Below are 13,279 nucleotides of genomic sequence, written 5' to 3'. Positions count from 1 at the left end.
GAATAAATTTACTTTATGTATTTTTCTGAATGAATTTGATATCTACAAAAATAAATTTATAGATTATAGAATCAACAGGTTTCAGTTAAATACTTCACAAGTCGGCTATGAACAATAAATGCTGGGAATGGTAAATAAGTTCAGTTAGGAGGGTATTTTATTATGATCTTTTTTTGCAGTTATCGCCCAATGGCATTATTGGGCGATAACTGGTGATTTAAAATTTCTGATGATTAACTTTTGATACTTTTTTCAGTTTGTTTTTTATAACTATTAATTGGAGTGCGTAATTGTTGGGCAATCATCACACCTGCTAACACAATACCCCCTCCGATAAGGTGATAGCTATGCATCTTATCATGAAGCACTACAATCGCAATAATGGCAGTAAAGACCGGAGCCAGGTTCATAAATATCGATGTCATATTTGCACCCAGTCGGCTCACTCCCTGTATCCACACGTAAGGTGCAATAATTGAAGCCGGAATACCCGCAAACAGTACAAGAGAGATATTATCATTGGTTAGCCGGACATCTTCTGTCATCATGAAGTTGGGAGAAAGTAACAGCACGCCAAACCCGATTTGTATATAAAGTGCCTGCCAGTTGGGTAATGGAATTGCCCAGCGTTTGGTCAGGACGCCGTACAGAGCGTAAGCGGCTGATGCAATAAACATCATTACATCTCCGATCCCTAATCCGTTCTTCAACAAAGTAGACGGTTCACCTTTACCCACTAGCCATATCAGCCCAAACAGTGAAAAAGTACTTCCGAGTATAATTCCAACGGTTGGCGTGATCCGTAGAATAAATATACTGAGTATGATCGTCAGCAACGGAATTAATGAGGTTAAGATCCCGATCAGCGTTGCACTGACAGTATGGGCGGCATAGTAAATCAGGCTTTGATTAAGAACCATACCAAGAAAACCCAGAATCAATAATTTCCACCAGTGTGGGATGATTGTTTTCCACTGCTTTAGTACCGGCAGTAAGATAAAAGGCGTCAAAATCAAAAACGCGACAAACCAGCGATAGAAAGCGATAGCGCCGGGCTCAATTGAGGTTGCTGCGGATTTACTGACTACCGCATTAGCTGACCAAATCAGGACAGCAATAAGGGGAAATAATAAATTTTTCATTGAATTTCATTGTGTGTAGAACATCGTGCACTTAGTGTAGCAGTGACCGATTTATTATATATATTGATAATCCGCCAACTGATGAGGCAATCAGGACAATTTATAAATTCCTCTCCGTTTTTGGAAGTAAAAATGAATTTTTTGAAAGGGAGTTAACCAAATGATGTTTCAGTTACCGGACTGGGATATGCCCAATACTCTCATTTTTCGTGATGAAACCCTGAATGCTGATACTGAATTTATGTTGCATTCCCACCCATTCGGGCAATTGATTTATGTTGTCTGCGGCGTTATGGAGATGACTGTGGAAGGGCAACGTTTTCTGGCTCCACCGGAGTTTTGTATCTGGATCCCGAAAAATAGTGTTCATTCGAGTTATAACCGGAAAACAATGCGGTTTTGGATAATCGATATTTCACCGCAATTGAGCAAGTCGTTGCCCCCTCATCCATGTCTTATCCGGTTAAGTTCTATTTTTCATGCCATTATGCAGGATTTCTTTAGCCGTAAGGTTATTCGGCCACAGACCGATAAAGATCAGCGTCTGGCACAGATCCTTATCGATCAGCTTGAACTTTCACCAAGCCAGAATACTTACCTGCCTTCATCAAAAGATAAACTTCTTGCACCGATTTTACAGGAATTAGAGCATAACCCCGCTGATAATACTTCATTGGTAGAATGGGCAAAGAAGCGTTATACCTCAGAAAGAACCTTATCACGTCGTTGTCAGCAGGAACTAGGAATGTCTTTTAGTGAGTGGCGACAGCGTCTGCGTTTTCTGCACGCAATTTCTTTACTGGCACAGGGGAAAAGCGTTTATGAAGTTGCATTTGATGTTGGTTATAGCTCATCGTCCGCTTTTATTGCCATGTTTCAACAGATTGCAGGAACAACGCCGGAACGTTTCAGGAAAGGATGAGCTGAAATAAACATCAATCAGAGTGTACTAGGCTGCAGAAATTTTCTAATTAAAGCGCCAAGCAGAAAGATAAAGGGAGATTAGGCATTATGTCGATTAAATGGCAGAATAGCGGATCACGCCCACTTAAGTCGTTGGATAAGAAAAGTGAAAATTTTAGTCGATGAAAATATGCCTTATGCTGAACAACTCTTTAAACAATTAGGAGAAGTTCAGGCAATTCCGGGGCGCCCTGTGCCTGAGGGGGTTTTGGAACACGCAGATGCCTTTATGGTGCGTTCTGTCACTAAAGTTAATGAGTCCCTGTTAAAAGGCAGCGCTGTAAAATTTGTCGGTACAGCGACTGCGGGTATGGATCATGTTGATCAGCCGTGGTTAGAGCAGGCGGGGATCGGTTTTTCTGCTGCTCCCGGATGCAACGCAATTGCTGTTGTTGAGTATGTTTTCTCCGCGCTGATGATATTGGCAGAGCAGGATCAATTTCAGCTGAAAGATAAAACTGTCGGTATTGTCGGTGTTGGTAATGTCGGGGGGCGTCTGGCAGCACGACTGGCCGCTCTGGGCGTGAAAACTCTGTTGTGCGACCCGCCGCGGGCAGATCGGGGAGATGAAGGTGAATTCTGGCCTCTGGAAAAACTGGTCAAAGAGGCAGATATTCTGACATTCCATACCCCGCTCAATACATCAGGCCCTTATCAGACTTATCATCTGGCAGATGCAGAATTGCTTTCTGCCTTGCCGGATAATCGCATCTTAATTAATGCCAGCCGTGGCGAAGTGGTTGATAATCAGGCACTGTTATCAGCTTTACAAAACGGAAAAAAATTGCGCGTCGTACTTGATGTCTGGGAGCCAGAACCTAACCTTTCATTACCTTTGCTGGATCTGGTAGATATCGGTACACCTCATATTGCGGGATATACTCTGGAAGGCAAGGCTCGTGGTACAACTCAGGTTTTTGAGGCGTATTGTGAATTTTTAGGGAAGCCACAAAAAACCGCATTGTCTGACTTACTGCCTGAGTCTGATTTCAGCCATATCACTGTTCATGGTGAAGTGACACAAAGCATCCTGAAGCGTCTGATGCATTTAGTGTATGATGTGCGCCGTGATGATGCACCATTGCGTCAGGTAGCCGGGCAGAACGGTGCTTTTGACCAGCTGCGGAAAAATTATCCGGAACGCCGTGAGTGGTCTTCACTGACAGTGCATTGTGATTCTGAAAGCAGTGCTCAATTACTATCCCAGATTGGATTTGACGCTAAAGTCATTTAAAAACTGTTGATTAATGGTATTCAATTAACCGTATCGAATTAACTGTATTGAGTTAACAACAGGCAGAATTCTCTGCCTGCCAGCAAAATAAAAGAGAAGTGGAGAAAACCAACATGTCAGAAGGTTGGAATATTGCGCTGTTGGGTGCAACGGGCGCAGTAGGTGAGGCGATATTGGCGTTATTACAGGAGCGCCAGTTTCCGGTTGGTGAACTGCATCTTCTTGCCAGTGAACAAAGTGTCGGTAGCATTAAGCGGTTTAACGGTAAGAACGTCACCGTTCGCGATGTTGCCGAATTTGACTGGTCACAGGTACAGCTAGCATTTTTTGCTGTGGGTATGGAAGTCACAGCACAACATATTGCACAGGCAACAGAAGCGGGCTGTCTGGTGATTGACAGCAGCGGATTGTTTGCCGCTGAACCGGATGTTCCATTGGTTGTGCCGACAGTAAACCCGCATGCGCTGGCTGAATATCGTAACCGTAATATTGTTGCGGTTGCCGATAGTGCAACCAGTCAGGTGTTAACGGCTATCAAACCTTTAATTGATACTGCGGGTATCGCGCGTTTACAACTGACTAATATCCTGCCGGTTTCTGTTCATGGTAAAGCAGCGATTGAAGAACTGGCGGGGCAAAGTGCCCGTTTATTGAATGGTATTCCACCAGATGAAGGTCGTTTCAATAAACAACTGGCATTCAACTTACTGCCTTTGCTGCCTGATGCGGAAGGCACAGTGCGTGAAGAGCGCCGGATTGTCGATCAGGTTCGCAGAATATTACAGGATGAAGGTTTACCTGTTTCAGTTAGCTGTGTTCAGTCTTCCGTTTTCTACGGTATTGCCCAGATGGTCAGTGTAGAAACACTGCGTCCGGTTGGTGTAGAAGAAGCGCGTGACGAATTTGAACGTCTTGAAGAAATTCAGGTCTCAGAAGAGGGGGATTACCCGACTCAGGTGACTGACGCATCAGGTGCTGATGGGCTGAGTATCGGCTGTCTGCGTAATGATTACGGAATGCCGGAGATGTTACAGTTCTGGTCTGTTGCCGATAACATCCGTTTCGGTGGTGCATTGATGGCGGTTGAAATCGCAGAAAAACTGATGCAGGAGCAATTTTACTGATGTCTGATACAGAACTGAATCAGTCTGTGCCAGAAGCAAAAAAAGTGAAAATTGCACTGGGGATTGAATACGATGGCAGCCGCTATTATGGCTGGCAGCGTCAGCAGGAAGTCAGAAGCGTTCAGGCATGTCTGGAAAAGGCGCTGTCAAAAGTTGCAAATGAGCCAATTGCTGTTTTCTGTGCAGGCAGAACGGATGCGGGTGTTCATGCAACGGGGCAGGTTGTGCATTTTGAAACTTCGGCACAGCGTAAAGATGCTGCATGGACAATGGGCGTTAATACCCATTTGCCTGCGGATATCGCAGTGCGTTGGGTGAACGCGGTAGATGATGAATTTCATGCCCGTTTCAGCGCAACAGCACGTCGGTATCGGTACGTTATCTTTAATCATCGTTATCGCCCAGCGGTACTGGCGAAAGGCGTCACGCATTTTCATTATCCGCTGGATGAGAAAAAAATGCATGAAGCAGCACAATGTTTGTTAGGAGAAAATGATTTTACTTCTTTCAGGGCTGTGCAGTGTCAGTCCAATTCGCCATGGCGTAATCTGATGCATATTAATGTCAGTCGCCACGGGCATTATGTTGTCGTGGATATCAAGGCGAATGCTTTTGTCCATCATATGGTGCGTAATATTGTCGGCAGCTTGCTTGAAATTGGCTGTGGCAATCAGGGCGTACAATGGATGGCTGAGCTGTTAGCACTGAAAGATCGGACAAAAGCAGCAGCAACTGCTAAAGCTGAAGGTCTATATTTAGTTGCGGTGGATTATCCTGCTCACTTTGGTTTGCCTGAGCCGGTGATGGGGCCTTTGTTTTTGGCTGATGAGTTAGTTTCTGACTGATAAATGCTGATTTTTTCGAATGATGGCAGGGATGTTTGAGCACTACGAGGAATATTATGGAGTTTTTTACTCATTTTATTGATTTCGCGAAGTTCATTGTTGATTTTATTTTACATATTGATGCCCACTTGGCTGAATTAGTTGCCAATTATGGTGACTGGGTATATGGGATCTTATTTTTAATCGTATTTTGTGAAACGGGGCTGGTGGTTACACCGTTCCTGCCGGGAGACTCACTGCTATTTGTAGCAGGAGCGCTGTCGGCATTGGATTCTAACGATCTTAACGTACATATTATAGCTGCATTGATAATTGCCGCTGCAATTATTGGGGATGCTATAAACTATACTATTGGTCGTGTTTTCGGTGAGAAACTGTTCAATAATCCAAATTCCCGGATTTTCCGTCGCAGCTATCTGGAGAAAACTCATCAGTTTTATGAGAAGCATGGCGGAAAAGCGATAATTCTGGCGCGGTTTGTGCCAATCATCCGAACATTTGCTCCATTCGTTGCCGGAATGGGAAAAATGTCTTACCGACATTTTGCTGCATATAATGTTATTGGGGCATTGATATGGGTATTATTGTTCACTTATGCCGGTTATTTATTCGGTGACATGCCGATTATCCAACAGAATCTGAAATTATTGATTGTTGCAATCATATTTATTTCTATTCTGCCAGGTGTGATTGAAATCTGGCGTCATCGCCGGGCGACATCTAAAAAAGCGTCAGATAATAATTAGATGTCACTAAATGATAGATAGTCACAAACAGGTTTGAGCAGTTTTTTATCCACTCTGTTATAGCATTGTGGTTTAATGGCACGTAAAACAAAAGCTGGCTTATACCGAGGAAATGCAACCCACGTTATAGGCCAGAATCAGACGGAAAGGTTCATTAATGAGCTGGATTGAAAAGATTCTAAACAAAAGCAAAATCATGCAAACTCGCAAGGCAAATATCCCTGAAGGAGTTTGGACTAAATGCGACAGTTGCAGTCAGGTGCTTTATCGCGCTGAATTAGAGCGTAACCTCGAAGTGTGTCCAAGATGTGACCACCATATGAAAATTTCTGCCCGCCAGCGTTTGCAGTCATTTTTGGATGAGGGAAGTACAACAGAGTTAGGCAGCGAATTAGAGCCTAAAGATATCCTGAAATTCCGCGATATCAAAAAATATAAAGATCGCCTGGCAGCAGCTCAGAAGCAGACTCAGGAAAAAGATGCCCTAGTCGTCATGAAAGGCTTGTTACATGATATGCCGGTTGTAGCGGGCGCATCTGAGTTTAACTTTATGGGCGGTTCAATGGGTTCGGTTGTCGGCGCTCGTTTTGTGCGTGGCGTTGAACAGGCACTGGAAGATAACTGCCCGTTTATCTGCTTTGTCTCCAGCGGTGGAGCGCGTATGCAGGAATCACTGATGTCACTGATGCAGATGGCAAAAACCAGTGCTGCATTAGCGAAAATGCAGGATCGTGGCTTACCTTATATTTGTGTTCTGACTAACCCGACGTTTGGTGGTGTGACTGCAAGTATGGGTATGCTGGGTGACATTAATATTGCAGAGCCTAAGGCATTGATCGGTTTTGCTGGCCCACGGGTTATCGAGCAGACCGTACGTGAGAAATTACCGGAAGGTTTCCAGCGCAGTGAATTCCTGCTGGAAAAAGGTGCGATTGATATGATCATGCGCCGTCCGGAAATGAGAGAAAGAATTGCCAGTATGCTTGCCATGATGACTCATCAGCCACATCCCGAGGCGAAAAAAGAGGTAACAGAAATTGTTGCCGAACCTGCTGACGTCGAAGTTGACATAAACATCAACCCTAATAAAGAAGATGTCTGATACTTTACAAATTCCTCAAGCCACATCGTCACTGACGATGTGGCTTTCCTACCTTGGAAACCTGCACTCGAAAGCGATTGATATGGGGCTTGAGCGTATCGGTACGCTTGCCGATAAACTGGATTTATTACATCCGGCTCCTAAAGTCATTACAGTATCCGGTACCAATGGTAAGGGCACAACCTGTCATACCCTTGAATCCATTCTTCTGGCTGCGGGCCTGAAAGTCGGGGTTTACAGCTCCCCACATCTGGTGCGCTATACCGAGCGGGTACGTATTCAGGGTAATGAACCAACAGAGCAGGATTTTTGCCGTGTATTTGCCGGTATTGAATCTCAGCGTGGTGATATCTCCTTAACCTATTTTGAGTATGGAACACTGGCGGCATTGCAGCTCTTCAAAGAAGCTGATCTTGACGTTGTGATCCTCGAAGTGGGGCTGGGAGGTCGTCTAGATGCCACTAATATTGTCGATGCAGATATTGCCGCTATTACCAGCATTGCACTGGATCATACGGATTGGCTTGGCGCGGATCGTGAACATATCGGGCGCGAAAAAGCGGGTATTTTCCGTCATGGCCACTTTGCTGTCGTTGGTGAGCCGGATATGCCTCATTCCATTGCTGATGTTGCCGATGAACTGGGAGCAAAATTATTCTGCCGGGGTAAAGACTGGGATTTTGCCCAAGAAAAAGAAAGCTGGCACTGGCGCACAGTTGATAGACAATTTAATTCGTTGCCGATCCCTAACCTGCCATTAGCTAATGCTGCAACTGCACTGGGCGTTATTCATTGTCTGTTACAGCAGAATGATAAAGTCAGTCAGGCGATTGATGAACAGGCTATTCATGATGGCCTGAAGCGTGCCCAGTTACCGGGGCGTTTTCAAATCATCGGGGAAAAGCCGCGTATCATTCTGGATGTGGCACATAATCCCCATGCAGCCGGATATCTGGCACAAAAACTGGCGGAGTTATCCCGTCCGCAGGGCAGTAAGGTTCGGGGTGTTGTCGGCATGTTGCAGGATAAGGACATCGCGGGAACACTGGCCTGTCTTAGCGGGCAAATTGACGAATGGTATTGTGCATCACTACATGAACTTCGTGGTGCGGAAGCGGCTGTACTGGCTGAACACCTACCTGATGCCCGGATATTTCCGGACGTTGAACAGGCATGGCATCAGGCTATGGAAGAGGCATCAGAGCGGGATATTATCGTGGTCTGTGGTTCTTTCCATACGGTCGCTCATGTTATGGAGTCATTGGAGGAGATGAAGGGACGTGGCAAGTAAATTTCAAAATCGCTTAGTCGGAACCATCGTTCTTGTGGCACTAAGTGTCATCGTGCTGCCGATGCTGCTGGACGGCGATAAGAAATACAATGAGGAAAAATTCGCTTCTATACCATTAGTGCCTAAGCCGGGTGATGAAGAGAATATTGATTCGATTCCGCCACTGACACAAAGTATGCCGTCTGCACCTCCGGAAGGGGCTGCAGAGGCAATGCAGACACAAGTTCAGGAGCCGCAGCAAGATACGGATACATTTTTCGACTCTTCAACCCCGGAATCAGTACCTGAGCCACCGGCAGCAACAGTAAAAGACACCGGAGAACAGGCAAAACCTGATCTTTCTGTTATTCCTAAAACAGAAACCAAACCGCAGGTTAAGGTAGAGAACCGCACTGAAAGCCAGCCGGAAGTGAAACCCCGTGCTGCTGAACAAGCACCGCAGGCCGTTGCTTATGTTGTGCAGCTTGGGGCATTAAAAAATGCGGATAAAGTGAATGAAATTGTGGCTAGGCTACGTCTTTCAGGGCATCAGGTCTATACAGTTCCTTCTTCGGCAGTACAAGGCCAGTTAACCCGGATTTATGTCGGGCCGAATGCATCAAAACAGGCTTTGGGGTCTATTTTGCCTGAACTGAGAGAATTAACCGGCTTACAGGGGCAAATTAAAAATTACACGCCATAACATCATGCTCTTACATGCTGGGCTACAACCCGCCGTGAAAGATCCGGAACCCTTCATAATGCACATAGCTTGTACAGGCAGATATGAACGGTTCCTTAAATTATTTTTAATAGCAGAGTGATAAATCTGCTACGCAAACGTTTTCGTTTTCTGTTAGAATGCGCCCGACCTGAAAGTCGGGAGCCTGTTTTGGATTAAAATATGGTCTGGATAGATTATACAATTATTGCCATTATTGGTTTCTCTGCACTGGTCAGCCTGATTAGGGGCTTTGTTCGTGAGGCACTTTCACTGATCACTTGGGGATGTGCTTTCTTTGTTGCAAGCCACTTCTATACTTATCTGGCGGTTTATTTTACCCGTCTTGGCGATGAGCTGGTGCGCAATGGGGTAGCGATTGCTATTTTATTCATTGCAACACTGATTGTTGGTGCAGTAGTAAATTATGTGATTGGTTCACTTGTTCAGCGAACAGGCTTATCAGGTACTGATCGGGTTCTGGGGATCTGTTTCGGGGCGTTGCGTGGTGTGTTAATCGTTTCTGCCATTTTATTTATTGCAGACTCATTTACTCCGCTTCCCCAAAGTGCGGACTGGAAACAGTCGCAGTTGATCCCTCAGTTCAGTCAAATTATCAGGTGGTTTTTTGACTACCTGCAAAACGCGTCGAGTTTCCTACCGGAGAAATAGCCTTCTCCGCCTGACTGATGAGGAAAGACTACATGTGCGGTATTGTTGGTATCGTTGGTTTTACATCGGTTAACCAGTCGATTTATGATGCATTGACGGTGCTTCAGCACCGTGGACAGGATGCAGCAGGTATTGCGACTATTGATGGTAACAATGAATTCCGTTTACGTAAGGCCAATGGTTTGGTTAAAGATGTGTTTGAAACAAAACACATGTTACGTTTACAAGGAACAATCGGAATTGGGCATGTCCGTTACCCGACAGCGGGGAGTTCCAGTGCTTCTGAAGCCCAGCCTTTTTATGTGAACTCACCTTTTGGTATCACATTGGCACATAACGGCAATCTGACAAACGCACCGGAACTGAAAAAAAGTCTGTTTGAAAATGCCCGCCGTCACGTCAACACAACGTCTGATTCTGAAATCCTGCTGAATATTTTTGCCGATGAGTTAACACAATTTCCGCATTTCCCATTAGAACCTGATGATATTTTTGCGGCAGTTGCGGCAATGCACCAGAAAATCCGGGGTGCTTATGCCTGTGTCGCGATGATTATCGGGCATGGTTTAGTGGCTTTCCGTGATCCGAACGGGATCCGGCCTCTGGTATTAGGGAAACGTACACTGGCAGATGGCCGCAGTGAATATATGGTGGCATCGGAAAGTGTGGCACTGGATACCTTAGGGTTTGAGTTCCTGCGGGATGTCGCTTCAGGTGAGGCTATTTATATTACTGAGCAGGGGCAATTATTTACTCGCCAGTGTGCAGAAACCCCCTCATTAACTCCCTGCCTGTTCGAATTTGTTTACCTTGCCCGCCCAGATTCCTTTATAGATAAAATTTCCGTCTATAACGCCCGGTTACGGATGGGAAGAAAGCTAGGGGAAAAAATAGCCCGCGAATGGGAAGATTTACAAATAGACGTTGTTATCCCTATTCCTGAAACTTCCTGCGATATAGCACTGGAAATCGCCCATATTCTGGATAAACCTTATCGTCAGGGGTTCGTTAAAAACCGTTATGTCGGGCGTACCTTCATTATGCCCGGCCAGCATGAACGCCGTAAATCAGTGCGGCGTAAACTGAATGCCAACCGTGCTGAATTCCGTGGCAAAAACGTTTTACTGGTGGATGATTCTATTGTCCGTGGTACAACGTCGGAGCAAATTGTGGAACTGGCCCGGGAAGCTGGCGCTAAAAAAGTCTATTTTGCTTCGGCTGCTCCTGAAGTCCGCTTCCCGAATGTCTACGGAATCGACATGCCAAATGCTAATGAATTGATAGCGCACGGTCGTGAAGTTAATGAAATTCGCCAGCTGATTGGTGCTGATGCCCTGATATATCAGGATCTTTCTGATTTAATCGCAGCGATGCATGAAGAAAACCCGGATATTGAAAAATTTGAATGTTCAGTTTTTGACGGTATCTATGTCACGAAAGATATTGATCAGACTTATCTCGATTATCTGGAAAACCTGCGTAAAGATGATGCCATGAAATTACAGGGACAGAGCGAAATCGAGAGCCTGGAAATATATAATGAAGGATAATAACACTCCTATACACAATGGATTTCAAGATGCATCGCGGCGGCAAGGGAGTTCATCCCCGGGAGCATAGATAACTATGTGACTGGGGTGAGCGAGTGCAGCCAACAAAGAGGCAACTTGAAAGACGAAGTGTATATCATTGAGTTATTTCCGGTATTACTGAGGAGCACATGAAAAAACTGATCGTCGGTCTGACAGGGGCAAGTGGTGCAATTTATGGCATTCGGCTACTACAGGTTTTACAATCTGTAGAGGGCATTGAAACACATCTGATAATCAGCCAGTCAGCCCGGCAAACACTGGCACTGGAGACAGACTACACTTTGCGTGAAGTGCAGTCCCTTGCTGATGTGGTACATGATAACCGTGACATTGCCGCCTCTATCTCTTCGGGATCATTTAAGACATCAGGGATGGTGATCTTACCTTGTTCCATCAAAACATTATCGGGCATTGTGCATAGCTATACGGATGGCCTAATCACCCGTGCTGCCGATGTTGTTTTGAAAGAAGGGCGTAAACTGGTGCTGGGAGTCAGGGAAACGCCATTACATTTGGGGCATTTAAGGTTAATGACTCAGGCCGCTGAAATAGGGGCAGTAATTATGCCGCCAGTACCTGCATTTTATCATCGGCCTGAATCTGTTCAGGATATTGTCGACCAGACAGTCAACCGTGTGCTTGATCAGTTTGATATCGACCTGCCAGCGGATCTATTTAATCGTTGGCAGGGAGCAAAATCTGTCAATATTTAACATATCAGTATTTAAAACGTCAGCGTTCAATACTGCCTGACGTTTTCCGTCAGTAAATGTTTTAAGGCTTCTTCTAATTCAAAATAGCGGAAGCCGAATCCGGCTTCTTCCAGCCGCTTCGGTATCGCCTGTTGCCCGCCTAATACCAGTGCTGCGGCTTCTCCCATAACTATTTTTAATACAAAAGCAGGGATCCTGAACACAGCAGGGCGATGCAGTACTTTTGCCAGTATTGCGCTGAACTGATCATTATGAACAGGGTAGGGCGCGGTCATATTGAAAGGGCCCTCCAGCTCAGGAGAGATCAACAGATAGTAAATACCATTGACCATATCATCAATATGGATCCACGGCATATATTGCCTGCCATCCCCTATAGCTCCCCCAAGCCCTAAACGGAACATAGGCAGCATTTTACTAAGAGCACCTCCCTGACTTGCCAGCACAATACCTGTTCTCAGCAAACATACCCGGGTTTTTTCACTTTTAGCCTGTAAGGCCAGTTTCTCCCAGCGTTCACAGAGTTGGTGGGAAAATTCATCATGGGGAGGCTCATCTTCTGATACAACGGACTGCCCTTGATCGCCATAATAGCCGACGGCTGAACCGGAAATAAAAACAGAAGGAGGAGACTCACCTGTTCTTATCAGCGCACTTAATTTTTCGGTCAGTTCCCAGCGGCTCTGGCAGAGTTTATCTTTTTGTTTTGGTGTCCATCGCTTATCTACAATAGGCTCACCGGCAAGATTGATAACTGCATCAAAGCCATCCAGAGTGTTCCGGTCATTCAATGTCGTCCAGCATTCCACCTGATCACTAAATAAAGAATAAACTTTTTGTGGAGACCGGCTCAGAACAGTGATGGAGTGGGAGAGTGAAAGTAATTGATAGACTAACCGTCGGCCTATCAGTCCAGTTCCCCCTGTAACTAAAATATGCATAACCACTCCTTGTGAACAAAGCAAAAGCGGGTATATCAGGGATCTCTCAGGCACACCAGCTAGGCGGTATCCTGAAAACGTAAAGTATAGTCAATGACTGACTATAGCAAGGGATGATGTACGCAGCAGCGAGATATGCTGTTATCTGCTATCGACATCAAGTTTTCAGATGAAAAATTCACGTGGATAAATAATTAGGCCCGGTAGATTTCGG

General features: G+C 45.3%; 13 protein-coding genes. 11 read left to right on the top strand and 2 right to left on the bottom strand.

Features of this window, described 5'->3' with window-relative positions:
* Positions 1–233 precede the first annotated feature (233 nt).
* On the bottom strand, positions 234–1,142 hold the full coding sequence (locus tag AACX68_RS00845; protein WP_228858274.1) for a DMT family transporter: 909 nt from the start codon (positions 1,140–1,142) through the stop codon (positions 234–236).
* Between the two features lie 160 nt (positions 1,143–1,302).
* On the opposite strand from AACX68_RS00845, the gene AACX68_RS00840 reads away from it, so the two are divergent.
* From AACX68_RS00840 to AACX68_RS00790, 11 genes are all read left to right on the top strand, one after another.
* Complete coding sequence (locus AACX68_RS00840) at positions 1,303–2,064, top strand: AraC family transcriptional regulator (RefSeq protein WP_228858273.1); 762 nt, start codon at positions 1,303–1,305, stop codon at positions 2,062–2,064.
* Between the two features lie 147 nt (positions 2,065–2,211).
* Complete coding sequence (pdxB, locus tag AACX68_RS00835; RefSeq protein WP_228858272.1) at positions 2,212–3,339, top strand: 4-phosphoerythronate dehydrogenase PdxB; 1,128 nt, start codon at positions 2,212–2,214, stop codon at positions 3,337–3,339.
* 113 nt (positions 3,340–3,452) lie between these two features.
* Complete coding sequence (locus AACX68_RS00830; RefSeq protein ID WP_228858271.1) at positions 3,453–4,463, top strand: aspartate-semialdehyde dehydrogenase; 1,011 nt, start codon at positions 3,453–3,455, stop codon at positions 4,461–4,463.
* A complete protein-coding gene (truA, locus tag AACX68_RS00825) occupies positions 4,463–5,308 on the top strand; it encodes a tRNA pseudouridine(38-40) synthase TruA (RefSeq protein ID WP_228858270.1) in 846 nt (281 codons plus the stop codon). Before AACX68_RS00830 ends, truA begins: the two co-directional genes overlap by 1 nt.
* A gap of 56 nt (positions 5,309–5,364) precedes the next feature.
* Positions 5,365–6,054: a DedA family protein gene (locus AACX68_RS00820; RefSeq protein ID WP_255705195.1), complete on the top strand. Its 690-nt coding sequence runs from the start codon at positions 5,365–5,367 to the stop codon at positions 6,052–6,054.
* A gap of 157 nt (positions 6,055–6,211) precedes the next feature.
* On the top strand, positions 6,212–7,156 hold the full coding sequence (accD, locus tag AACX68_RS00815; RefSeq protein WP_228858269.1) for an acetyl-CoA carboxylase, carboxyltransferase subunit beta: 945 nt from the start codon (positions 6,212–6,214) through the stop codon (positions 7,154–7,156).
* A complete protein-coding gene (gene folC / locus AACX68_RS00810) occupies positions 7,149–8,447 on the top strand; it encodes a bifunctional tetrahydrofolate synthase/dihydrofolate synthase (RefSeq protein ID WP_228858268.1) in 1,299 nt (432 codons plus the stop codon). Before accD ends, folC begins: the two co-directional genes overlap by 8 nt.
* Complete coding sequence (dedD, locus tag AACX68_RS00805; protein WP_228858267.1) at positions 8,437–9,129, top strand: cell division protein DedD; 693 nt, start codon at positions 8,437–8,439, stop codon at positions 9,127–9,129. The genes folC and dedD overlap by 11 nt, the downstream gene beginning before the upstream one ends.
* 201 nt (positions 9,130–9,330) lie before the next feature.
* Positions 9,331–9,819: a colicin V production protein gene (gene cvpA / locus AACX68_RS00800; RefSeq protein WP_099108427.1), complete on the top strand. Its 489-nt coding sequence runs from the start codon at positions 9,331–9,333 to the stop codon at positions 9,817–9,819.
* Positions 9,820–9,851: 32 nt separating this feature from the next.
* Complete coding sequence (gene purF / locus AACX68_RS00795; RefSeq protein WP_228858266.1) at positions 9,852–11,369, top strand: amidophosphoribosyltransferase; 1,518 nt, start codon at positions 9,852–9,854, stop codon at positions 11,367–11,369.
* A gap of 170 nt (positions 11,370–11,539) precedes the next feature.
* On the top strand, positions 11,540–12,124 hold the full coding sequence (locus AACX68_RS00790; protein WP_228858265.1) for a UbiX family flavin prenyltransferase: 585 nt from the start codon (positions 11,540–11,542) through the stop codon (positions 12,122–12,124).
* 26 nt (positions 12,125–12,150) lie between these two features.
* On the opposite strand, the gene AACX68_RS00785 is transcribed toward AACX68_RS00790, so the two are convergent.
* Positions 12,151–13,065 (bottom strand): TIGR01777 family oxidoreductase, encoded by a 915-nt coding sequence (locus AACX68_RS00785; protein WP_228858264.1) that lies wholly within the window; start codon positions 13,063–13,065, stop codon positions 12,151–12,153.
* Between the last annotated feature and the right edge of the window lie 214 nt (positions 13,066–13,279).

This window comes from Xenorhabdus sp. PB61.4 (assembly GCF_963894935.1).
GTDB classification, from domain to species: domain Bacteria; phylum Pseudomonadota; class Gammaproteobacteria; order Enterobacterales; family Enterobacteriaceae; genus Xenorhabdus; species Xenorhabdus stockiae.
The sequence above is the reverse complement of the archived record's forward strand: the minus strand, read 5'-3'. Positions and strand labels throughout refer to the sequence as shown.